The sequence below is a fragment of the Pedobacter sp. NO84 genome (genome assembly GCF_059703915.1).
The window spans coordinates 2221995-2246626 of the sequence record NZ_AP046575.1 but is presented as its reverse complement, the minus strand read 5'-3'; the positions used below and the strand labels follow the sequence as shown (position 1 = coordinate 2246626).

23 protein-coding genes are annotated in these 24632 nt (G+C 36.9%); 2 read left to right on the top strand and 21 right to left on the bottom strand.

Going from position 1 to position 24632, the window contains the following annotated elements:
- Positions 1–151: 151 nt before the first annotated feature.
- The 10 genes from pafA to AC6H0V_RS09610 form a co-directional block, all read right to left on the bottom strand.
- Positions 152–1816: an alkaline phosphatase PafA gene (pafA, locus tag AC6H0V_RS09655; protein ID WP_497559985.1), complete on the bottom strand. Its 1665-nt coding sequence runs from the start codon at positions 1814–1816 to the stop codon at positions 152–154.
- Between the two features lie 56 nt (positions 1817–1872).
- Complete coding sequence (locus AC6H0V_RS09650) at positions 1873–3159, bottom strand: bifunctional folylpolyglutamate synthase/dihydrofolate synthase (protein WP_497559984.1); 1287 nt, start codon at positions 3157–3159, stop codon at positions 1873–1875.
- Between the two features lie 35 nt (positions 3160–3194).
- Positions 3195–3698: a hypothetical protein gene (locus AC6H0V_RS09645; RefSeq protein WP_497559983.1), complete on the bottom strand. Its 504-nt coding sequence runs from the start codon at positions 3696–3698 to the stop codon at positions 3195–3197.
- Positions 3695–4282: a class I SAM-dependent methyltransferase gene (locus tag AC6H0V_RS09640; protein ID WP_497559982.1), complete on the bottom strand. Its 588-nt coding sequence runs from the start codon at positions 4280–4282 to the stop codon at positions 3695–3697. The genes AC6H0V_RS09645 and AC6H0V_RS09640 overlap by 4 nt, the downstream gene beginning before the upstream one ends.
- Positions 4283–4376: 94 nt before the next feature.
- Complete coding sequence (locus tag AC6H0V_RS09635; protein ID WP_497559981.1) at positions 4377–5189, bottom strand: energy transducer TonB; 813 nt, start codon at positions 5187–5189, stop codon at positions 4377–4379.
- A complete protein-coding gene (locus AC6H0V_RS09630; protein ID WP_497559980.1) occupies positions 5189–5590 on the bottom strand; it encodes an ExbD/TolR family protein in 402 nt (133 codons plus the stop codon). Before AC6H0V_RS09630 ends, AC6H0V_RS09635 begins: the two co-directional genes overlap by 1 nt.
- Positions 5590–6300, bottom strand: coding sequence for a MotA/TolQ/ExbB proton channel family protein (locus AC6H0V_RS09625; protein ID WP_497559979.1), 711 nt, complete (start codon positions 6298–6300; stop codon positions 5590–5592). The genes AC6H0V_RS09630 and AC6H0V_RS09625 overlap by 1 nt, the downstream gene beginning before the upstream one ends.
- A 2-nt stretch (positions 6301–6302) precedes the next feature.
- Positions 6303–7505, bottom strand: a complete 1203-nt coding sequence (locus tag AC6H0V_RS09620) for an SPOR domain-containing protein (RefSeq protein WP_497559978.1) — start codon at positions 7503–7505, stop codon at positions 6303–6305.
- Positions 7506–7558: 53 nt separating this feature from the next.
- Positions 7559–9262, bottom strand: a complete 1704-nt coding sequence (locus AC6H0V_RS09615) for a TonB-dependent receptor (RefSeq protein WP_497559977.1) — start codon at positions 9260–9262, stop codon at positions 7559–7561.
- Positions 9263–9268: 6 nt separating this feature from the next.
- On the bottom strand, positions 9269–12286 hold the full coding sequence (locus AC6H0V_RS09610; protein WP_497559976.1) for a tetratricopeptide repeat protein: 3018 nt from the start codon (positions 12284–12286) through the stop codon (positions 9269–9271).
- A gap of 291 nt (positions 12287–12577) precedes the next feature.
- On the opposite strand from AC6H0V_RS09610, the gene AC6H0V_RS09605 reads away from it, so the two are divergent.
- Entirely contained in the window at positions 12578–13273 is a 696-nt protein-coding gene (locus AC6H0V_RS09605) for a hypothetical protein (RefSeq protein ID WP_497559975.1), read from the top strand.
- 96 nt (positions 13274–13369) lie between these two features.
- Here AC6H0V_RS09605 and AC6H0V_RS09600 read toward each other — a convergent pair whose 3' ends face one another.
- A complete protein-coding gene (locus AC6H0V_RS09600) occupies positions 13370–14302 on the bottom strand; it encodes an aspartate carbamoyltransferase catalytic subunit (protein WP_497559974.1) in 933 nt (310 codons plus the stop codon).
- 89 nt (positions 14303–14391) lie between these two features.
- On the bottom strand, positions 14392–14949 hold the full coding sequence (gene pyrR / locus AC6H0V_RS09595; RefSeq protein WP_497559973.1) for a bifunctional pyr operon transcriptional regulator/uracil phosphoribosyltransferase PyrR: 558 nt from the start codon (positions 14947–14949) through the stop codon (positions 14392–14394).
- Between the two features lie 77 nt (positions 14950–15026).
- On the opposite strand from pyrR, the gene AC6H0V_RS09590 reads away from it, so the two are divergent.
- Entirely contained in the window at positions 15027–15422 is a 396-nt protein-coding gene (locus tag AC6H0V_RS09590; protein WP_497559972.1) for a thiol-disulfide oxidoreductase DCC family protein, read from the top strand.
- Positions 15423–15709: 287 nt separating this feature from the next.
- On the opposite strand, the gene AC6H0V_RS09585 is transcribed toward AC6H0V_RS09590, so the two are convergent.
- The 9 genes from AC6H0V_RS09585 to AC6H0V_RS09545 form a co-directional block, all read right to left on the bottom strand.
- A complete protein-coding gene (locus AC6H0V_RS09585) occupies positions 15710–16477 on the bottom strand; it encodes a CPBP family intramembrane glutamic endopeptidase (RefSeq protein ID WP_497559971.1) in 768 nt (255 codons plus the stop codon).
- Positions 16478–17002 carry a hypothetical protein gene (locus AC6H0V_RS09580; protein WP_497559970.1) on the bottom strand — a complete coding sequence of 175 codons (525 nt, stop codon included), beginning with the start codon at positions 17000–17002 and terminating at the stop codon, positions 16478–16480. It lies immediately after the preceding gene.
- 91 nt (positions 17003–17093) lie between these two features.
- Positions 17094–17642 carry a hypothetical protein gene (locus tag AC6H0V_RS09575; protein WP_497559969.1) on the bottom strand — a complete coding sequence of 183 codons (549 nt, stop codon included), beginning with the start codon at positions 17640–17642 and terminating at the stop codon, positions 17094–17096.
- Positions 17643–17737: 95 nt separating this feature from the next.
- Entirely contained in the window at positions 17738–19426 is a 1689-nt protein-coding gene (locus AC6H0V_RS09570; RefSeq protein WP_497559968.1) for a beta-N-acetylhexosaminidase, read from the bottom strand.
- Positions 19427–19707: 281 nt separating this feature from the next.
- On the bottom strand, positions 19708–21642 hold the full coding sequence (rpsA, locus tag AC6H0V_RS09565) for a 30S ribosomal protein S1 (RefSeq protein ID WP_497559967.1): 1935 nt from the start codon (positions 21640–21642) through the stop codon (positions 19708–19710).
- Between the two features lie 471 nt (positions 21643–22113).
- Positions 22114–22629, bottom strand: coding sequence for a hypothetical protein (locus AC6H0V_RS09560; protein ID WP_497559966.1), 516 nt, complete (start codon positions 22627–22629; stop codon positions 22114–22116).
- Between the two features lie 85 nt (positions 22630–22714).
- On the bottom strand, positions 22715–23227 hold the full coding sequence (locus AC6H0V_RS09555) for a hypothetical protein (RefSeq protein WP_497559965.1): 513 nt from the start codon (positions 23225–23227) through the stop codon (positions 22715–22717).
- Positions 23228–23275: 48 nt separating this feature from the next.
- Entirely contained in the window at positions 23276–23659 is a 384-nt protein-coding gene (locus AC6H0V_RS09550; RefSeq protein ID WP_497559964.1) for a hypothetical protein, read from the bottom strand.
- A gap of 86 nt (positions 23660–23745) precedes the next feature.
- The gene (locus tag AC6H0V_RS09545) at positions 23746–24585 is read right to left on the bottom strand and encodes a 3-keto-disaccharide hydrolase (RefSeq protein WP_497559963.1); all 840 of its coding nucleotides are present in this window, start codon (positions 24583–24585) and stop codon (positions 23746–23748) included.
- Positions 24586–24632 lie beyond the last annotated feature (47 nt).

The window sequence follows — 24632 nt, the reverse complement described above, 5'->3', positions numbered from 1 at the left end:
AGAAACTAACGATAAAGGTACGTTAATTATAAGGTTTTATCAAAGGTGAATACCGAAATGGTATGATATTGATAGTTAGGGTTGCTCTAAAATAAAAATCTTCGATTTCTTTTAAAAAACCGAAGATTAAATTATCATTTTGGAAATTTTCTTACTTTATCAATTCAGTAATTACTTGCCCAATTGATCCGCTGGGCTCCTGGATATGCAAAAGCGCAGAAATGGTGGGAGCAATATCCGTCATGTAATGTTGTTTATTGGATTTGCCGGGCTTCACTCCCCATCCCATAAATACAGCCGGAATATGGCTATCATATGGATTCCAAGCCCCATGACCGGTACCCGGACTGGTGGATGAATACCAGCCCGGATTTATGACATAATAAATGTCGCCACTTCTCCGTGCGTTATAACCATTGGTGATTTTCATTTTAAGTTCGGCGGGGAGGCTGGCCTCACTTAGATTTTTAAGATCTACAGCGTTTAAAATGCCGTCTTGCTTCAAAAGATAATCAATACATAACTTTTTGATCTGATCGTAATCACCTTTCGCGGTTTCAATAGCATCTCTATCAAAAACTATTTGGTTGTTGATCAGCGTAAAGATGGTTTTCCTTACTTTAAATTTCGAAAAAATGAGACTATCCAGATCTGTTTTGAATTTTCGTGTAGCTAAGCCTTCGCCCGGTAATTTATTTTCCTTAGAAAATGCAGGAGTATGGGTTGAACCATGATCTGCAGTTAAGAAAAGTAAATAATTTCCTTTCCCTACAGTTTGATCCAAATAGGTGAAGAAAGTTTCTAGATCTTTATCCAAGCGTAAATAGGTATCTTCTGCTTCAATAGAGTTAGGACCAAATTGATGCCCAACATAATCTGTTGACGATAGACTTACGGCTAAAAAATCTGTATTGCCCATCTGACCAAGTTTTTCGCCAGAAATTGCAGATTTCGCCAATTCGAGCAAAAGTGTATTCCCATACGGCATGCTGGCCATCATCGAATAATTTTTATTGATATACTGTTTAAATAGATGCGGGAAGGTAGAAGTTTTTTCGTCCTTAAATAAACGCTCATAGGGTTTATCATCAGCTGTGCTATTGGTGTAGGTTGCTATGGGATATAGGGTATTCCAATCTTTGGCGAAAAATTTGTCTGGCCATTTTTGATCATTAAATTGTTTTACCCATGTAGGGAGTTCGTTCATATAATGTGTGCTCGAGATAAATGTCCCAGAGGCATCATCATACCAGTATGATCCGTTAGACGAATGTCCACCGGGTAAAATTGCACCGCGATCCTTAACCGAAACACTGATTACTTTACTTTTGAAGTTAGTGGCTAACCTAAGTTCGTCTGTCATGGTGGTTACCAACAGATTTTTTGGAGACATTAATCCCTCTACACTGTTGTTGCCCACTGTTTTTACGTCTTTATCTTCAACGCAATACACATCACGGCGTAACTGCGGATCGTACCAATTATTGCCAATTATGCCATTTAAGGCCGGAACACTTCCAGTATAGATTGACGCATGTCCACACGCAGTTAAGGTAGGAACATAAGGAATTATTGTATTTTCTGCAGAAAATCCTTCGTTAACCAAGCGTTTGAAACCTCCATTGCCATATCTGCTGTAATAACGATATAAAAAATCCCAACGCATTTGATCTACTACAATTCCAACCACTAATTTTGGCCTATCAATTGAGGTGGGATAAGTTGTTGTTCTCGGAGTTGCTTTCGTTTTTTGCTGTGCGTTGGCACTAAGGCTAATAATTAGGATAACTAAGGGTAGGAAGTGTCTGAATTTCATTTTTTAAGTTTAGCGTCGTAAAAATAACAATGCATAGTGAAGAAACTGTGAATTAATTATAATATTTCTGCTACAACAAAGGTACTTCCACCAATGAAAATAAGATCATTTATTGTTGCCTTTGCTTTTGCAGCTTCGAAGGCTTGGGCAATGCTGGCATAAGCGCGCCCCTTTAATCCAAAGTTGGATGCCTCTTTAGCCAGGTCCTGTGCTGCTAATGCCCTTTCAAGGTTTGGCTCACAAAAATAATAGACCGCATTTTTTGGGAGCAAAGCAAGGACGCCATTAATGTCTTTGTCTTTAACCATACCTATAACCATATGAAGTTTATCATGACTAGTGGTATTGATATTTTGTAACACTTCGGTGATGCCCGCTTTGTTGTGTCCTGTATCACAAATTACCAAAGGCCTTTTACTGAGCGTTTGCCATCTGCCCTGGAGACCAGTAAGTTTTTTAACTTTTTTTAAGGCCTGATAGACTGCTTTATCGCTAATAGCAAATTGTTTTTGCTGTAGGATAAGAACGGCTTCTATTACTGTGAGTATATTTTTTAGTTGATAGGTCCCGGTTAAATCTAGGGAAAGCTTAGGGTAAATCAACTGATGGTTTTGATAAATATCCACCTGTAGTTGGTTGTTTATTATTTTTTGATTTTTTCCCTGTAATTCTGTTTGTGCAAAGTAAATAGGGGCATTTTCTTTTTTTGCTTTTTGAATAAACAGATTGGCAACTTCATCCTGTTCCTCTCCAATTACTACTGGTATATTTTTTTTGATGATCCCCGCTTTTTCGAAAGCGATCTCTGGTAAGGTATTTCCAAGAATAGCGGTATGGTCAAAACTGATGTTTGTAATTACTGATAATTCTGGAATTATAACATTGGTTGAATCTAATCGGCCACCTAAACCTACTTCTATAATAGCAATATCAACTTTCTCTTGCGCAAAATAATCAAAAGCCATGGCTACGGTAACTTCAAAAAAAGAAGGCTCTAGATGCTGTATAAGTTGTTGCTGGTTTTTAACAAAATTAGTAACAACAGATTTAGGAATCATTTTCCCATTGATACGGATCCGCTCCCTAAAGTCTTTTAGATGCGGCGAAGTATAAAGGCCAGTTTTAAAACCTGCTTCTTGCAAAATGGCAGCCAACATATGCGAAGTTGAACCCTTTCCGTTAGTACCACCTACATGAATGCTCTTAAACTGATGCTGTGGATTGCCCAATGCGCCACACATAGCCAAGGTATTGTGTAGATCTTTTTTTAGGGCTACAGCACCCACTCGGGTAAACATCGGGAGTTTCGCGTATAAAAAGTCTATAGTTTCGGCATAGGTCATGCGTCAAAGATAATAAGGAGAAGCTTATTTTACTATTATTTAGAAACATGTGCCAAATACACAATGGCATAACTTGCTACAAGTGCAATGGTTTTTTTATTTATAGGCTTCAGGGGATGTTGCATTGGATTTCCTTCTTCCACTAAAAAATACCCTACCATCCACGATAAAAGTGCGGTTAAGATGTCTGCTGGATCAAAGGTGCCATTGGTAAAATGAAATAACTGAAGAATTTCTAGCCCTATCACAAAGAAAAGTGGAAGGATAGCAAAATGAATAGTTAACCTACCTAATTTTAGATAGAAATCTTTAGATGTTAAAGTAATACAAAATACCCAAAGCCCTTCGGGCAGAGAAAAAATGATAAACTCATTTAATGGAAAATAAGAATGGATGGTTGCTCTTAGCAAATGATAGTTACTTTGGCCAAAAACCATATTGAATAGCCAGTTAACCACGGTATGTTCGGTTCGATAGAACAGGTAAATGAATAAGCTGATCAATAAGGCAATACACAAAAGTAAAGTAGAGCGTTTCAATTCTTGTGATAGATTAAAAGTTTGAAGTAGTTAAAGCTCCCAAAATAAATTTCCTTTTCCAAAGTAAATCGTTCCATTTTTAAATCTTTAAGTTGAAAAAATGACTTAAAGTGAAATAATTTCGAAAAAATCTGAAAAAATTGATCGACATATTTAAAATAATTATTGGGGGTAAAGTGATTTAAAATGAAGAGCTTACCACCATTCTTTAAAACGCGGGATGCTTCACTAATCAATTGGTTTGGATTTTCTGCAACGGCAATAACATGTGACATCACCACGTAATCAAATTTATGATCCTCAAATAACAAATGTTCCCCATTCATTTCCATTAACTCTACATGAGCGTTTTTTTGCTTCTCGGCCTGTTTTAGCATAGCTGATGAAACATCAATCCCCGTAATATGATGACTCTGGTAAAGTTTAAGATGAGAACCATTTCCAACCCCAATTTCTAATATATTTCCAATTGGCATCTGATTAATTTCCGAAACTAGCACAGCTTTCTGAGGTTTCAGAAAATAGTCGACCAGTGGATAGAAAAAGGAAAAGGCGTTGTAAAAATTGCTGGTCTGTTTGTTCATCAGCTAAGAGGAAGTAAGTAACCAAATTGATATTTAGCCCAATATAAACAGAAATAGGCAAAAGATCTTTGAAAAATGGGAAGCGTATATCAGCTTACTTTACTTTGAAATTGAAAATTACAATGAACGAACGTGTTTCTATGCCATTGTAGACATTCTCTATCGAAGCATCCATAATGGCGTTTTCGCAAAGGCGAAAAAGATTTTGATCGGAAAAAGTGGTTCCTTTCGCTCCAGCAGTGGCTGAAACTACACGTCCCTCTCTGTTTACACGTACTTTAACAGCAATTTTACCGGTCTGCTGCCCATTATCGTTAATTGCCTTAACGTTACTAAACTTACTTAATGCGATAGCAGTGGTTCCGTTTCCAGAGCCACCTTCACCATAATTGGGGGCATTCGGATCTCCGTTAACACTTCCTTGATTTCCTGGCGTTGTACCCGTTCCATCACCCTGGCCTTTGCCATTATTTTTATTGCCTTTATAAAGTGCATTAGGGTTAATGGTGGGTTGGGCTGTTTTGTTTTCAGTTGCGCTGGTCGGGGCAGTTGTGCTTTTAACAGTTTTGGTATTTACGGCCACGGCATCTTCATTATTTTGTGTCAGCACATCTTTAGCATCAACTGCGGTTGAACTATTCGGTGTAACTTTTTGTTCAGGAGTTACTTTATCGGGTACTTTTCCGTTGGCATTTGGATCCATGGAAGGCTCATCGATGCTTGTATAATCACTGCCCATCCCAGTAGCCGAAGTGCCATAGTTAACAATGATGCCTCCCATACCTGGAGGTTCAACAGGTTCGAAAGATCCAATTACCCAAATCACGCTAAGTGCAATGAACAGCCCCATTATTACTGCAGAAATTGCAATAGCCTTTGGATAATTATTTTCTTCCTGATAAGTCATTATTTTTTGGGCTCAACAGTAAACACCAGTTTTAACTTTAATTTATTGGCGATATCAACAACCTGGAATCCATCCTGAAAGGTTACATTTCTAGCAGCATATAAAATAACCGTTAAATCCGGATCAAGGTTTTTATAGCCTTCTAAAGCTGTTTCTAATTGCGCTAGGGTTACAGGTTTTTTGGCAATGGTATAGTTTAATTGTTCATCAATGGTAACGGTTACTGCTTTTTTTGCAGTTGATTGTTGTCCGCTTGATGATTGCGGCACAAGCAGTTTCACTACCGTTGGATTTACTACCGCCGAAGCCAATAGAAAAAACAAAAGCAGGAAGAACATAATATCGTTCAACGCAGAAGTATGAACTTCGACACTACCTTTTTTTCTTTTGCGTAAATTCATTATTTGCCTGGTTCTTCTAACAAGTCAATAAAGTCAATGGCATCGGTTTCCATTCTAAGGATAATTTTTTCAACCATCATATTTAGAATGTGATATAAAACATAGGCCACGATCCCGATAATCAATCCTGTGGCAGAGGTAATCATTTTAGTGTACAATCCCCCAGAAATGGTACCAATTTCAATTGATCCCTTGATGGATACATCATGGAAAATAGTGATTACTCCGATAATTGTTCCAACAAACCCTAGCATAGGGGCAATTCCAGCTATAATACCTAAGATGCCTATATTTTTTTCGAGTTTTGAAACCTCCAATTTGCCTGTATTTTCGATAGCACCCTCAATATCTTTAATAGGTCGGCCAATTCTCTTCAATCCTTTTTCTAACATTCGGGCCAAGGGCGATTTGGTATTTTTACATAATGCAATGGCACTATCCAATCTACCATCGTGAATGTTCTGTTTGATTTGGAACATGAGGTTTGTTTCGTCTTTAGACGATTTACGGATAGTTAAATATCTTTCGATAAAAATCACCAATCCTAAAAATGCAAGTAATGCCAAGGGAACCATTACCCATCCACCCTTAAATAACAAATCTATAAAATGCAGTTCTGGTTGAGCTGGAGTTACTGGCGATGTAGTTGCATTAACTGAATCTACTACTTGTTTCGCTGTATCTACAGCCGTCATTAACAATATGGTCATACTTATTTTTTAGTTTTTTTGGGTTTAAAAGGTTGTGGATAGATACCTGGATTTTTTAATACAGTTTTTAAGCTATCAGTGTACTTTAATGCTTCTTTTTGAGTTTGAAATGTTCCTATACTTACATCAAATCGTCTTTTAGAAATTTTAACGTGTTTGGCAATTATTCCTTTTTTCGCTACTCTCGCTATATAGGCATCAGCTGCTGCTAGCGAACTTTCAGATGTGCCAATTACTTCATAGTAAGTCCTAGTGGTATCTATTGCTGTCGAATCTTTTACCAGGGTAACCAGATCATTATTTTTAGCTAGACTATCCACTTGTGGGGAATCAATTTTATTGTTTAACGTGTCTTTTGATACTATTGGTACATTCTTAGCTGGTTTGCTTTCGAAATTCTGTTGAATGTAGTTGTCGAAAAAACGAGGATTAATGAAATATGCAATGGCTCCAGCTGCAACAATGATCAATAGAACAATCAAAAATTTAATGAAAAATGGCGTGCCTTTTTCTTCCTCCACTTCTTCTGGAAAATATTCTTCGCTAGGGTCTTCCTCCACTTTTTCTACCTCTTCTTTTTCCGAAGTCTCAATATTTGGCGGAACGATAAACTGATTTTCAATCACAGGATGATGCTGTACTTCGGCAATTTCATCATAGGTGAGCTGTTCATCACTTAGGTAAATTTCGGGAGTACTAGTTTCGTAACCTGGGTTTTCTTCTTCAAATTTGTTTTCTTCTTCAATCTCTTCCAGCACCTCATCCTTAACGGGAGGGATATCCAACTTACCTTCATCAACTTTAAGTTCTGGTAGAGTTGGCAGTCCAAAAAATTCGAAGCCGAAATTATTTTCTTGATCTGAAATCAGCGTAACTTCATCGTTAACAAGTTTAAGTTTACCGATTTCACCTAAATCCGCTTCTTGGTAATCTGCCAGTTGGCTTTGGATCCGCTCTGCGAACTCGCCAATATAATAATTAGCAGATTCAAGTGTGATATTTCGCTTTGCACTAATGTAATTCGCGAGCTCAGAATCTTCGTTAACTACGTTAGTAAAAGACAATTGGTAGCTTGGTGGAACAAACGCATGTATAGCTGCATCGTATTTACCGGGTGTTTTTTTCTTATAAAACGTTCCAAGCCCCACAATGCCAATGGCTGTGCGGGTTTGCAGGCGTTCTATTAGGTATGCTAGGATATCCATTTCGGTAAAAATAAATTTTAATTTGGTATCAACCAATTATATTATCAAACCTATTAAAATGAATAGCTTAAACCGCCAAACACATTGAGTCCATTTGTGCGATAATACAAGTACTTACTATAATTACTGTTAAGCAAGTTATTGGTTTTTAAAAACACGCCAAATTTATCATTGATCTTATAATCTGCACCTATACCTAAGTCAACAAAACCCTTAACTGTAACTATTGATTCTTTGGTAGGGTCTGAAACTGGGGGGTATTTTCCATCAGGTGTTAACGTATTTGATAGGTAGATTTTCGCTTTGCTATCATCCTGTACCACCACATTTGCATTGAAACTTAATTTTTTATTGTAGCTGTATACAAAATTAGAATTGATACGCAATTGAGGTTTGTAATAGCTCTCTTGCTCAACTGATGGTTTATAGCTTTCGATATTTAATTTCCCGTTCCATTTCAGATTGTCACTCACCTGAACTGAAATTTCGCCTTCAAGTCCTAACAGTTTCATGGTGCCAAAATCATAGATTACGTCAAATTTATTGAAACTGGCAAAGCTATTTACGAACAATGGCATATCCGTAATGCGTTTGCTATAAAACCTAGCCTTGTAGCCAAAACCTGGGCCTCCCGTACCTTTTATGCCCCCGCTGATGCTTATTTTTTCTACGGTATTCTGGATTTCAATATTGCTATTTAAGAAAGGATTTTCGTCGGTAAAATTTTTAAGGCTATTTCGGTTAACATCTCCTTTTACTTCTCCAAAAACGGATAAGAAATCAGGGATCAACGTAAAGTCGGCAGTTACTGCCGGGAAGAAACGTGTGGTAGAGTATTCACCAAATTCCTGAACGAAATTTAATCCTGCTGTGATTTTAACCCCGTTTGTTTGAAGTTTGATGTAAGGATTTACTCTCAGTAAATGATTGGAAAAACTGGTGTTCACGTCTTCGGTTCCTCCAAGTTCGAGGGAAGCGGCCAAACCAAGGTTAAACTTGCTGATCCTCTTATTCATGTACCCGGTTAATGTAAGCACTTTTTCTTTTGCTGAAAACTTATCATTTAACATATAGGCATTAATTTTTGCCGCGTAGCTGATTGCATTTTCATCGCCAGTAAACTTATTAATTGCCTCACCTTCAAGTTCGAAAAAATTAAATACCTGCTTTTCCGGATTTGGATTTACGGTAGGGTTAAGATCATTTATTCCATAGAAATAAAGGCCATGCCTGTTGTAATTTACACTACCGTTTAACGTGGTCTTATCTCCAATACTTCTTCCAAAAGCACTTAGCTGTTGCCAGTTTTCATTTTGTTTATATAATTTTCCCTCTTGACTAAAATGCCTGAAGAACGCTCCGGCTTGAAGCGCTTCGTCAGAACCAATGTTAGCATATGCCTCGGCAAATAGAGTGCTAAGCGTGCCCACACCTCCTTTAACATAATTATTAACCAGGACGGCGGCGCGTTCATCAGCTATTTGTTGGGCTTGTAATTTTTGGATATCACTGTTAAGCTCTAACTTATGATCGGTTAAGATGTAGTTAAATTTAGCTTTATAAGTTCCAACATTATTTAAATCCGGACTCCTCCTTAATTTAACGGCTTCGGCTAAAACGGGTTTATAAGGTCTTATTACCTCAATTTCTTCACTAACTGTTTTCTCCGTTTGCTTTGTCGGATCTTGCGCTTTAACCGCAAAAGAACCGATGGCTAAAATGAATAGGGTGGTATATATGTTTTTATAGAATCTCATTTCTGTCTAGTTAATTTTTGCTAATTTCTCTTTTGCGGTAGGAATAATGTCATCGTTACCTTCATAGTTGTCTATGATACTTAACAACGTACTTTTTGCCTGCAATTTGTCTTTTAAGGCCAAATAATTGTCGGATAGGAGAATGAATGACTTGGCCACCCAATAATCATACGATGGCATATTGTTAATTAAATCGAAACAAGTTTTTTGGGATGTTTTATAATCGCCTTTGGCATATTGTAAGGCTGCCAAATTGTATTTTGCTTCGGCCGCCGCCAAAGTTTTAGTTTTAGCCACTACACTAGTAAATGATTTGATGGCCTGCACGGTATCTGCTTTAATCAGGTAAGCTTTACCGATGTACAGATCTGAACTGTTTTTCTCTTCTTCTGATGCTTTATCAGAATTTTTGATCAGATCAGCATATCTCATCATGTCATCGGCCATGTTTAGCGCATTGTAGGCTTTTAATAAATTATTGATTGCATAGGTATAATGGACCTTGTAATCGGCAGTAGTCTCTAATCTCTTTAAGTAAACAATGGCTTCGTTGTACTTCTTTTCGTCCATTAAAACCTTTGAAACACTAATCAGGGCTCGTTCAGTATAATCACTTGTCCAATCGTTAAGGATATAATCGTAATCAGGAATTGCTTCTGCAGACCGACCTAATTTAACCAACGATTCAGCTCTGATAAACTTTGCTTCTTTGTCATGGATAGCTTTAGGGAATTTATCGAAATATGCATTAACAGCTTCAAATGCCCCTTTTGCGTCCCCGTTTAAGTACCGATTCTTTGCAGCTTGGAAAACGATATTATCCTGTTCGCTCATGGAATAATTGCCCAATGGGGTAGTGGCAGCGTAGGCTATAAAACCATTTGCATCACCACGCTCAACGTAGATATTCTTGATTGATTCTAAAGCCTGTTTTGCCTCTGGGGCACTCGCATAGTCTCTAATCACTTTCTTGAACGATTCTAAAGCTGCATCATCTTGGTCTTGATTAAATTGAACCAGACCAATGGTTACCAAGGCTCGTGGAACATAGCTGCTTCTAGGGTATTTGGCAACAAGATCAACCAAATCTGATTTAGACTTGTCAAAGTCTCCCTTGTTAAAATAGGTGTAAGCGGTTTCGAACCCAGCATCATCGGCATAATTTGAGGATGGAAACTTGCTCAACAGGCTTTGCATAGTGCCGATCTTTGCATTATCATCTTTTTGCAATCCCTGGATCATTCCACGTTGAAATAAGGCATAGTCTTCTCCTGTAACCTTATTGCTAATAATTTTGTTATAGTAAGACATGGCTTCACTATAGTCTTTGTTTACAAAATAAGAATCGGCTAATCTTAGGGTGGCGTCATTAACTGTTTTATCATCTTTATCATCGCCTTTTAAAAAGCGTTCGAAATAGGATGCCGCCTTAGCATATTTCTCATCTTCAAAAGCAGCATAACCCAAGGCATAATTTGCAAAATTGTAGACGTCTGTTTTTTGTGCCGCTGGGATAGCTAAGAATTTTTCGAAAGTCTTAACCGACTCTCCAAATTTTCGGAGTTCGTACATCGATTCTGCCATCCAATAAACACTTAGGGCATTGATCTCTTTATCTTCAGGAAAATTTCCGGAACGCAAAAACATAGACAGCGCATTTGGAAAGGCCCTTTCATTGTAGTACTGCAATCCTCTAAAATAGGTCGCTTTTTGATAAGCCTCTTTTGCTTCTGTTGTTTTGTTCTGTAAAGGCTCGAGGATATCGATAGCTGTTTGATAGTTCTTGCTAGTTAATAAAATTTCTCCTAACAGGACTTTAGCCTCGTTAATCCGTTTTGAGTTTGGAAACTGTTTGATAAAGGTTTGGGTAGATTCTAGTGCTTGCGAATTAAATTCAAGCTCATAGCTTAATTTTGCATAATTAATCCAGGCTTCTTCTTGTATGTTTTTATCAAATTCTAACCGTGATGATCTGAAGAATGCGCTTCTCGCTTTCTCCTTATTGTTTAGTTTTAGGGATGATTTACCTAAAATGAACATTCCGTTCTGAAGGTAGATATCGTCTGAGTTTAATTTTTCTAAAACTGGGATAGATTCCCTAAATTTTCCATTTTGGAATAAGGAATAACCGTATTGATAGATGAATAGGTTGTTTTTTGTTGAATTTTTATCTTTTGAATAAAATTCGGCAAAGTATTTCTCCGAATTCTTAAATTCTGATTTTGCGAAATAAGAAGCCGCTACTAAGCTGAGCATTTCGGGCTCAAATTGCTGCTTGGTTCTGGCCATTACTGGAATTGCATATTCGATAACATCGTCGTAACGCTCGTCCAAATAATACATTGAAGTAATATAATAGGGATAACTGGCTTCATAAGTTGGCGATCCTTTCAGTTTTTCGAAATTGGCCAATGCAGTTTTATATTCTTTATTGAGGTAGTTGATATAAGCGAAATAGTAGGTAGCACTTTCTTTAAACGGAGATTCCTCTTTCTTAACCACTTCAAATAAGGGTTCGGCTTTTTCATAATTTTTAAGTTCAAAATAAGAATAGCCTTGTTTAAACTGATATTCAACACGTTGCTTTTGTGATAGTGATCCTGGTTCTGTTTTTTCAAACCATTCTAAAGCCTTTCCATAGTTCTTTTGTGCGAAATACGATTTTCCGACATGAAAATAGGCGAGTTTGGTATTTGGATTTAAAGGGTAATCCCGGATAAATTCTAAAAACAACGATTCGGCATCCTCATTTTTTAGTTCTAGGGCGCAAACTGCAGCGTAGAACTTTGCATTTTCTTTTAATAAGGAAAGTTCAGCATTGCTTTGCTGTTGGGTACTTACCTTGTTTCTGGTTTGTTCTACCAATCTAAATTGCTGTGCAGCGGCTACATATTTTTCATTTTGGAGTAATTCTAACCCAGATTGATAATTTTTATTAAGGTTTACTAGTGGACTTACTTGGGCAACACTGGCGCTTATACCGCCGACTAAAAATAGGGGAATCAGGAGAAATTTTTTCTGCATAGGTTTCAAATATGGTTGGTACGAAATTAGAAATACGATCCAATGATATCAACATAAGTAATTAACATCTGTTAATAACACATAACGGCAAGCTGATAGAATTGGTATTCGATACAGGAATAAAATTGGCTCATTAACGATAGCGAATAATCGGTGTGAGGATGGTTAAAAAGATAATCTTAAGGGTGTGTGGCATTTAGGAACAAAACCTCTTAATATATTTAAATTTTGTTGTAGCGTTCTGAACTACTCTTACGTACTAATTAAAAAACCTAAATTAATTTACTAGATATGAAAAATGTTCTACTTTCACCTTCTTACATTAAACTCTTAGCATTAGGGTTTATCGCGTTTATTAGTTTCGATGCATCAGCTCAAAAAACTGAAGTCGGGCTCTCTTTTAATTCGGGTTTGTTTTCTTATAAAGGGAAAACAGCTGATAATTACAGTTTTATAAATAGTATAAGTGCTAATCAAGGCTATACCAATAATCCCTATGGCTCAAATTCTGGATTCAGCTACGGCGCTTCAGCCAATTTAAAACATATTGGAAAAAAGAATTTAATTTTAGGCTTAGATTTGGGCTTCGAAACCCTAAAGAGCAAGATTATCTTACACTCTACTAGCAACGAGGCAATTGGTCAGACCTATTTAGTCCAGCATTCTATCAATACCTTTCCCTTTATTGGCCATAGATTTATTAATCAAAATTTAGCCTTAGATCTGATAGGCGGTGTAGATTTGGGCTATTGTTTAAATTTAAAGGATAAGGGCAGTGCTGAGGGTTTTTCGATCGCGTCAATTGATAGAAAAAATATTGATTTTGATATTAGGCCCAGAATACAGCTCGTTGCCAATTATCAAAAGATAAATTTATATGGGGGCTATTCTTATGGCATTACAAATTATTTGGGTAAGAGACTAGGCGGAACCAATGATGCGTCGTCGAGCATGATTAGATTTGGGATAGGATATCGGATTTTTTAATGGAAGATGGAAGATGGAAGATGTAAGATGGAAGATGGAAGATGGATGGGAGAGGATGTAGGTTACATCTTCCATCTTACATTCTACCTTTTCCATTTAATCATTTTGACTTGCCAATAAATACAAAACGGCCATCCGCACGGCAACCCCATTTTCTACCTGTTCTAAGATAATAGATTGTTTGCTATCGGCAACATCACTAGTAATCTCTACACCTCTATTAATGGGCCCTGGGTGCATTACAACAATTTCTTTGTCAAGATTGTCTAAGATCTCCTTATTTAGGCCATACATCATTGCATATTCGCGTTGCGAAGGGAAGTATTTGATATCTTGTCTTTCAAGTTGGATACGCAACATGTTAGCTACATCGCACCAATTTAATGCTTTTATCAGATTGTGTTCTACTTTTACCCCCAGTGCGCCAATATGTTTGGGGATTAAGGTGGTTGGACCGCAAACCATTACTTCGGCGCCTAATTTTTGAAGGCAAAGAATGTTTGAAATAGCCACCCTAGAATGAAGAATATCTCCTACAATTACTACTTTTTTCCCCTGTACATCGCCTAATTTCTGGCGGATACTGTAGGCATCCAATAAAGCTTGGGTAGGATGTTCGTGTGCCCCATCACCAGCATTTACAATCTGCGCTTTAATGTGCTTGCTCAGAAAAACTCCCGCTCCTGCATAAGGATGACGCATTACAACCATATCAACCTTCATGGCCAAGATATTGTTAACTGTATCTATCAAGGTTTCGCCCTTGCTTACCGACGATGAAGAAGCAGCAAAGTTTACCACATCTGCAGAAAGCCTTTTTTCGGCTAGCTCAAAAGATAGTTTGGTTCGGGTAGAATTTTCGAAGAAGATATTGGCAATAGTGATATCCCTTAATGATGGCACTTTTTTGATAGGCCGATTAATAACACCCTTAAAGTTATCAGCAGTTTTGAAAATCAATTCAATATCGTTTAGGTTAATGTCTTTAATTCCTAGAAGATGTCGGGTTGATAATTTTTCTGCTGCCATTTTAAATTATTGCTTTTTATCTGTTTAATATGTTGTTTTCAATGTCAGATAGAGCTTTCATGCCAAAATAATCATTCTCTAATTTGACGTTATCCTTTTGGTAAGGAGGGCTCTGATAATAAAATTACTTTGTCTTCACCTTCCTCTTCCTTCCAACTTACTTTAACCTTCTGCGAATCTACACAATCAACCTGTTGGCCGATGTAATTAGGTTCGATGGGAAGGTGTCTCGAAAACCGACGATCAATTAATACCATTAATTCTACTTTTTCTGGTCGTCCATAGGCCAACAAAGCATCCATAGCGGCTCTAATTGTACGGCCAGTCCATAACACATCATCAATTAAAATAACCTGCTTGCCTTCTATAATAAAGTCTATCGTATTGCTATTGGCTGTAACGAGTCCGTCTTTGCGCCTAAAATCATCTCTAAAAAAAGTGATATCTAGATGTCCCTTTTGGATTGAACTTGTGTTTAAAATGGTAGTAAGTTCTTGATGAACGCGGTCTGCGAAGTAAATGCCTCTTGGTTGGATCCCTATTAAAACTGTATTTGTAAAATCGTTGTGATTCTCAATTAATTGATGACAGAGTCGTTTAATTGTGATCTGAAATTTCTGACCGTCTAGCAGTGTTCTCTTTTGCATTTAAAAAGGATTGGGCAAATATAAAGCTAATTAGCTAATTATCCAATTCGCTAATTAGCTAATTTGTATCTTAGTATATGGAACGGATTATTTTCTTTGATGGCTTTTGTAACCTATGCAATAGCTCGGTTCAGTTTGTGATTAAAAGGGATTCAAAAAATAATTTCCGTTTCGCATCTTTACAGAGTGATTATGCCCGAGAGGTGATTTCTCCATTTCATATTTCTCCCAAAGACCTTGAAAGCTTTATTTTATTGGAGAATGGTAAGGTTTACCAACGTTCAACTGCTGCCTTAAGGGTTGCCAGAAAATTAAATGGTCTTTGGCCTTTAGCCTATGCCTTTATTATTGTTCCTCCTTTTATTAGAAATGCGGTTTATGATTACATTGGCAGAAACCGATACAAATGGTTTGGTAAGAAAGAGAGCTGTTGGGTACCAAGCCCAGATTTAAAGGATAAATTTTTAGGGTAAGCGTTAACTAATTAGTTTTAGGGATAGTGAAAGATAAACCCTTTTGCTCTTAAGGGCGATCAAATGTCTGATTTACGCGAAGGTTTCCATAACCATAAAGAAAATAGAACCAAAGGAACGGTTACACTTAGCGCAATTAGAATCAACTGTTTTCTATGATTAACAATTTCTGTTTCACCGGAAATAAAAATGTAGACTGTTTCTTTAAGCGCATAGAGGGTAATTAAGGATACAACAATAGTGAAGATTTTGCGAATCATAGGTTGAATTTATCTGGCAAAGATCATTTAAAAATTGAAACCATCAAAATTATAGATTTCAACCAAGCAGGCAGTTAAATTAAAGAAAAAATGGAGCACTACTCCGTACCACAGCGTATTACTTTTTATCCTTACATAACCCAATAATAGCGCAAATGGCAGCATCCAAAAAAAGGAAATCATGCTAAAGTGGATAAAAAAGAAGAGTATTGAACTAATGTATATCGCCTCTTTTTCATCCACTATGTGTAATAAACGTTGTATGAGAAAGCCTCTGTAGGCAAGTTCTTCAAAAAGTGCCGGGAACAGCGCCACTGAAGCGATCATGATATAATTGCCGTGGGGAATGAATGCATAAGCATAATAAAAGGTAAAATCCTTGTTAAATATGAGCTCGTTAATAAAAGGCGACAGGAATTGGACGGTCGCAGAAGCGATTATCGCTATTGAAATTAAACCAATCAATTTTATTATAGAAAAATTTGGCCATTTTAATAAGAACTTGTTCTCGTTCCAATGGTAACAAAAGAACGAAACTGCTGTAATGGCCATAATGAGATCAAGAAACAAAGAGATTGCAATCGTCTGCTCTTCAATTAACAATGAAATAACACAAACAGTAATTTCAATCGCAAAGAATAAAGCGATTACCTGTAAATTTTTCTTTGTTTCTGTATGAAACTGGACTTCTTTATAGTTTTGTGCCTCACCACAACAGCTACAGTAATTTGATTCGGCAGACATCTCCGCTTCACATTTCGAACAAAGCTTTGGTGCTACATTTCTAATTTCCAATTACTTGATGTTTAGCTCCTTTTTGATTTTGTCTACTTCCAGAACTGCAATTATGCCTTTAATAAGATAGCCGATAATTAAAACCTTAAAGATTATGCCCGAAAGCAATGTAGTAGGTTCAGCCACAGCATTGAGAATAATAAGAATGGCATAAAGGGCTAAGCCCGAAATTAGTGCGGCAGTAGGCTTTGTTTTGCTCCAAACGGCAAAGGCAAAAAATGCGATAATCAATATTACATTGGTAATTAGTACGCCAAATAGGTTAGGACTGTCCTGCATCATAAAAAACGTGATGATAGTCCAAAAAGCTAAAAAACCTCCGATAAAGTACAGCGAATTAGTAGCATTCGTTACCTTCTTATTCAGATCTACTAAATCTATTTCCTTTACTGTGCGATTGGCAATATAAGCGTTTTGCTGCTCTTTATTTCCTTGAAAGGGATACCCACAGGTATTACAGAATGATTCGTCTAATTGATAAGTGCTTGCGCAGCAAGCGCAGTAATGTGGTTCCTGATTTTCCATGATGAGCGTTATTTACAATAAATATATAATTGTAAAGCTTAAACTCAAAATTTTAATGAAAAACGATGTTACAACAAGCAAAAATGCAGCGTTATCCTGCCTGTTTAATCACATCCTGAAGTTTTATTTTGTCGTACTTATAAGCTTCTATTTGCCCAATATTAGCTAATGTATAAGATAATAACGTGTCGTTAAGATCGTTAAGTCTATTTTGCTTCTTTGATTGATAGTTTTTATGGATGTACTGGGGAGTTTTAATCAGGCCCGGTACTGCCCACCACCCTAACAAGGCAGTTGAAAGAATGGCCTCGCCAATCTTTTTGTCTAAACAATTTGGGCAGGCAATTAATATAGCGCTTGAAGATATAGTAAAGAAAATAATACTTTTAACAGTATGGGTAATCGTTCCATTTAATTTTTCTTCACTGCTGCCACAAATTGGACATGGAAGCCCCGCTAATAAGGTAGCATATGCTTTGATTTCTTCAATAGAATAATCTTTATTTTGAGCTTCTGCTGCATTCAATATGTTAACATCAAGATTTCTATTCTTTAATTCAAGTTTAATAATCTCAAATACCTCTGGCCGTAAACCATATGCATCTTTTGTTGCTATCCTAATCAGTTCAAAATCAGGCATTCTTTCATAATTTTTGGCGATATCTTTTAATTCCCTGCTTTTATTAGCTTTATACGCTAGAGATTATATACCATTCGTACTTGGGCTGTAGCTGATTATTTTAAATAGCGTTTACTATAGTTTACCCCCATCAAATCATAACGCTCAAACTGGGATTTGAGTCGCTTTAAAAAGTCGGGATAATCCCGGATTTCTTTAGGGCTCCATAACATCTCACTCAATGCATCCAATCTTGGGAAGAGCATGTATTCTGCTTTGGACGGATTACTAATATATTCCGACCATAAATTTCCCTGGGCTCCCCAAATATAGGCACTTTCTGCTTTCGTTAATTCTGAGGGAACCGGATCATATTTGTAGACCACTTCCAAGGGGGAATATTTATTTGCTGCTAAACTGTCTTCCTGTAGAAATTGTTTATGGTTAAAATACATCATGTTTTCTGGTGTCATTATTACTTTATGTTGCTCTTTTACGGCATCAATTCCCCCTTTTTCTCCTCGCCAGCTCATTACAATTGCATTAGGAGCGAGGCCGCCATCTAAAATCTCATCCCAACCAATTATTGTTTTTCCTTTGCTATTTACAAATTTCTCTATCCGATGGATGAAATAGCTCTGCAATGCACTTTCATCCTTTAGGTTATTCTTTTTCATAATCCCTTGCGCAACAGAAGAACTTTTCCACCATACCTTTGAGCCCTCATCTCCACCTATGTGGATGTATGGAGAAGGAAATAATGCCATTACTTCAGTTAATACATTTTCTAAGAACTGGAATGTTTTTTCTGTAGGCTGTAAAACATTGTTGTATTTGTTCATCATACCCCAGGTTTGGGCAACTTCGTATTTTTTATTAGGTTCTGTTCCCAATTCTGGATAAGCCGCTAAAACGGCCATGCTATGTGCCGGCATCTCAATTTCTGGAATAATGGTGATGTATCTTTTTGCTGCGTAAGCGATCACATCCTTAATTTCATCTTGTGTATAATACCCACCGTAGCGAATACCATCGGTTTTGATTACCGCATCTTTGGGGGTAATCTTGATCTCGGTTGGTAAAACCTCGTACTTAATACCTTCATTCCCCTTTCCTGGCCATAAGCCAATAATGCTCCCATCACGCCAAGCGCCAATTTCTGTTAATTTGGGGTATTTCTTAATTTCTATCCTCCAACCATGGTCGTCTGTTAAATGCCAATGGAAGTAATTCATTTTATGCAGTGCGAGGTAATCAATGTATTTTTTAACGAAGGCAACATCAAAAAAATGTCGACTTACATCAAGGTGCATGCCGCGGTATTCGAAACGGGGATAGTCTAATATCGTTGCCGACGGTATTTTAAGGAATGCTGTTTTTTTTGTAGGCAAAAGTTGTATTAGTGATTGAACGCCGTAGAAAACGCCGGCGCTAGAATTCCCATTTATCGTTATTCCATTTCCTCTCACATTAAGGTTGTAGGTATCCTTGAATTTGTCGAAAGTGGTTTGCGAAAGGAGATTGATTACATTTTGGGTTTGTATAACAGTGGTGATTTTAAGAGTGCGATTATAATTTTTTTGAACGTAGTCGATAAAGAAATTTGCTGAATTTATTAAAGAATCACTTTGGATATAGATTTTTGTATTTGCATTAATGGTAAAGTCGTTTTTGGGGTCTCCTGTTTGAGAAATTACAGGTTTTGGTAGAATATTAACAGACAATTTATTAGTTAAAACATTTATCTGCCCATTGGCAAGGTATACTATAGCTGTAAGTAAGATGGTAAATACAAATTTTTTCATTGAAAGGATTTTGCTAAAAGTAAATAAAAGAGTCCGAAAGTAGGAGGCGAATACTTAAAAACCAAGATGATCTAAGATGTCTAACCTGCCTAGCGGCAGGCAGGGCTGGTGAAAAAAGATTCCGAAAGTCACCATAGGTACATAGTACACATAGCTATTAGCCAAGTATTAGTTCCATTTATATGTGCCCTATATTTCAATGTGGTTTAAAAAACAGCGGCACAAAAAAAAGTCCCTAATTTTCATCAGGGACTTAAAATTTATTGGCTAGTTAAAAAGCACTATTTTCCTTTTTTCTTGCTTTCTTCGCCTTCCATTTGCTCTTTTAATTGAGCTAGAACACTAAGATCACCAAGAGTAGATTTCTCTACAGAGTCTTTTACTTTTTTAACAGCTGTGTTAGAGGCTTTCGCTTCTTTCTTTTTAGCATTTCTCTCTTCAGCAACTGCTTCGGCTTTAGCCTCTTCCCAAATACGGGCGTGAGATACAACGATACGTTTAGCATCTTTGTTAAATTCAATGATTTTGAAATCATTGGTTTCTTCAGCTTTGATAGTTGAACCATCTTCCTTAGCCATGTGCTTAGTAGGCACGAAACCTTCTACACCGTATGGTAAAGCAATAACAGCACCTTTATCAGTTACTTTAACTACTGTACCTTGATGAACTGAATCAAGAGTAAAGATAGTTTCGAAAGTATCCCAAGGGTTTTCCTCCAGTTGTTTGTGACCTAAGCTTAGTTTGCGGTTTTCAACATCAAGTTCTAAAACTACAACATCTAAAGTATCACCTACTTTGGTAAACTCATTAGGATGGTTAATTTTTTTGCTCCAAGAAAGGTCAGAAATGTGGATCAATCCATCAATTCCTTCTTCAATCTCAACAAATACACCAAAATTAGTCATGTTTTTAACAACAGCTGTGTGTTTGCTTCCAATTGGATATCTTTCGGCAACATTACCCCATGGATCTTGAGTTAATTGTTTGATACCTAAGCTCATTTTGCGCTCGTCTCTATCTAAAGTTAGAACTTCAGCTTCGATCTCATCGCTAACTTTCAAGAATTCTTGAGGCGAACGTAGGTTTTGTGACCAGCTCATTTCTGAAACGTGGATCAAACCTTCAACACCTGGTATGATTTCTAAGAAAGCACCGTAATCAGCTACAGTAACAATTTTACCTTTAACTTTCGAGCCAACAGCAAGGGTTGGATCTAGGTTTTCCCAAGGGTGAGGAGTTAATTGTTTTAAGCCTAAAGCAATACGTTTTTTCTCATCATCAAAGTCCAAAACAACCACGTTGATTTTTTCATCTAATGATAATACTTCTTTTGGATGCTCTATGCGGCCCCAAGAGATATCAGTAATGTGCAATAAACCGTCAACACCACCTAAATCGATGAATACACCAAAATCAGTGATATTTTTAACAGTACCTTCTAATACTTGTCCTTTTTCTAATTTAGAAACGATTTCAACTTTTTGGCTTTCTAAATCGTCCTCAATTAAGATTTTATGAGAAACAACCACGTTTTTAAACTCATGGTTAATTTTAACAACTTTGAATTCCATTGTTTTACCCACGTATACATCGTAATCGCGGATAGGCTTAATGTCAATCTGAGAACCAGGTAAGAACGCTTCTACACCCATAATGTCAACAATCAAACCACCTTTAGTACGGCTTTTCACAAAACCATTAATAATCGTGTCGTTGTCTAAGGCAGCGTTAATAGTTTCCCATGAACGTTGTGTTTTTGCTCTCTTACGAGATAAAATCAATTGACCATTCGCATCTTCCGGAGCTTCTACGAATACATCCACTGAATCGCCAATTTTCAAATCAGGGGTGTCCCTAAACTCGGAAGTAGAAACTAAACCGTCAGATTTAAACCCAACATTTAATACTACGTCTTTGTTGTTGATAGACACAACGATACCGCTAATGATCTCGCCTTGTGTAATTTGATTGAAAGTATCTGTGTACATATCTTCAAACTTCTTACGGTCTGAATCACTGTAATTTCCAAATACTTTATCATCTGCATCCCAATCAAAATCTTGATCTGGTGTTGCTAATGATGATTTGATTTGTTCGATCGATACTGAATCAGCTTCTGATTCTATCGTCTCTTTCTCGGTTAGACGAGCGTCTGCACCTTGTAGTTCGGCTGTTTTAGCCTCTAGTTCTTTTTCTGCTACTTGTTTTTTAGCCATTAATTAATTATCTCCTTTGTTCCCTATTTAGGGACTGCAAAGGTAGAAATTTCCTTTTAAATAAAAAAGAAATTTTTAATTAATGTTGCTGATTGATAGAGATATACGAAAGGTGTTTGGTGATAGGTGTTGACGCTAGCCGATTAGCTATACTTAACTGCGAAGGGTTAAACTAAACATTTTACTGATAAGTTGCGAAGCCACAAAGTTTCTACGCTGAAAAATTGTATGCCCAGACCACAAAGGTTTTTGGCGCTATACACTTAGCTGTTCTAAGATGTCTAAGATGGTGAAAAAAGAGTTTAGGTCGGTCTTCGAAATCCTCAGACTGACCACTTGGGTAATATTCTGCGGCGTCTAAGGCGTCTGAGGTGGTGAAAAAAGATATTTAGGTCGGTCTTCGAAATCCTCAGACTGACTACTTGCGGTAATACTCTAAGGTGTCTAAGGCGTCTTAGGTGGTGAAATACCTTACGGAGATTTTCTAATGGTAACAGCACACAAGCTATTTGCCGGACTACAATTCTTGTCTACTTTAGAAAATTTATAAGTAGATACTGCTCGGCCTAATAAGTTAAAGGTTTGAAGTACACCAGGAGTACTATTAGGCCCGTCGACGGTAAGCAGATACCTGCCTGTGTAATGCTCTGCATTGGTTAAATCATCAAATATTTTAACACCTGCGCCATTTTTGACCGTTTGTTTTACTATCGTGTAAACATTAAACTTTCTTTTAAGTGAATCCATGATGCTTTGTTGCGTTATATAACGATTAATGCATAAGGAAAGTAGGGTTGATTCTATTGCTTTATTTGAAGTAACTAAATAAACGTCTCCATAGCTGTTCGGGGCTGTTGAAACATCCCTTTTATAACCCTCATTTAAAGAAATAATGGCGCTAAACTTATTTTTATCTACGTTTTGTGCATTGCAATAATTTAATGTGCCTAATACAAGCAAGATAATGATGTAAGATCCTTTGGTCATAATAATGGTTTAACTGCCAATAGTCTGGTTGTCAAAGGTAAGGATTATTTTTTATCCAATTGGTGACACCGAAATACCTTGATTATTATCTGGGAGATTTCTTAATGGTGGCAGCACAATAGCTTTTTGCAGGATTACACTTTTTATCAACTTTCGAAAATCTAAATCCAGAAGATGATCGTTGCCACATGATATAGGTTGTAATAGACTGGGGTGGTCTAACTCTTTCGTCGAGCTGAAATGAATATGGGGTACTGTAATTTTTCGTCTCTACCAAATCATCGAACAACTCATCTTCCTTATCGTTTTTTACAATGGTATACACATTAAATTGGCTTTTAAGCGTATCAAAGATACCCTTCTGCGAAACATATTGATTTTTGCTCATGGCCAGTAGGGTAGAATCGATAGATTTATTTGAAGTGAGTAGATACACCTCACCATAACTGTGCAAATAAGTGGTTGAAACATCCATTTTGTAGCTTTCATTTAACGAAATGAGGGCGCTAAATTTATTTTTATCAATGTTTTGTGCGTTGCAATAGTTAAAAGAACCTAATAGCGCAAATGAGATAAGGAGATAAGATGCTTTATTCATTGTATATTTTAGTTTAAGTTTACATTGTACCTTTTTTTTGCCTGCTATTTAATACATCGTGGTGAAACCTCGCAAAATCCATGAGATCACATGAACAACGGTAGGGATAAACACAATAATTAAAGTAAAGTATAATCCAGCCCTAAACATTTTAGGGCCATACGTACTGCTTTTTCCTATAAATATTTCGGTTAACCATCCTAATGTGTAGGACAAGTTGCACACCACAGCAAATGCAATCACCGCTAGGGGTTCAACAACATCCTCTCCAGGGGGGACATTAATGAGAGGTGATATAATTGCTAAACTTAAAAGTCCAGATAAAAGTACTACGAAATTGTAAAGTAATCTCCGTAATTCCCACCAATAGATAATCTCCGAGGTGCTTCTATTCCTATCAGCTATAATCAATAACTTATTTAAATAGTTCATATGCTATGCCCACTCTAATAAATTAGACTCAACTTTTATTTTTATTCTTCAGGCAACTTCCAAAGTTTTCAACTCCCATCTCCAAACTATTTTTCCATGAACTTAGTTAACACCTTTTCAAGCTTAACCTTGTCATTGGAATAAGGCGCCAAATCAACCAATTCTACTTTTCTAAAATCGATGGGATGACTTTCACTTTGTAAAGAAATATACCCTCCAGTTAAGGCTTTCCCATCAATTTTAACTTTGGGATCATAGTTGGTTACACTCCCTCCACCAATTTGAGGTTTCGTATAGGTTAATACCAATTCATTATTTACATAGTGTTTGATCACCGAATCGCCCAAGACTACAAAAGTAGCGGTTACCCATTGTTCGCCATGAAAAGTTTTGCTATTCGATTCCAGGCAGTGGGCCATCGTTAACTTATCGTTCATATAAATAGTTGTCCCAGGCGTACAAACATTGCTTGTATGCCTTTCATGTGTACCATCGCCACCTAAAAGCTGCCCTTCAATAGAAATCGGAAAATCTTGGTCTTTGAGCATTGTTTTTGGATCTTGGCCATGAAGCATTGCGCCACTATTTCTTAGCGCCCACCCTTCGCCTCCCGGCGCCTGTTCGCCAACAAATCGATATTCTACTTTTAAAATGTAATAGGAGAATGGGGTTTTATAGAAAATATGTCCATACTGTTTGTCGAAATTCGTGTAGCCATCATATCTAACTTTCATCTGGCCATTCTCCACTCGAAAAGTATTGGCATAATTTTCACCCACATCATGTTTGGCGATCTTAATGGTCCAGCCTTTAAGATCTTTTCCATTAAAGAGTTCAATCCAGCCTTTTTTCTGGGCCATGGCATCACTGTTATCCAGCAAGATCAAAGCTAGGAAGCTTGTTTTTAGTAGTGTGGTAAATCTCATATGAGCAATTATATGAACCTAAAATACCAAATTATTTAATAAGGTGT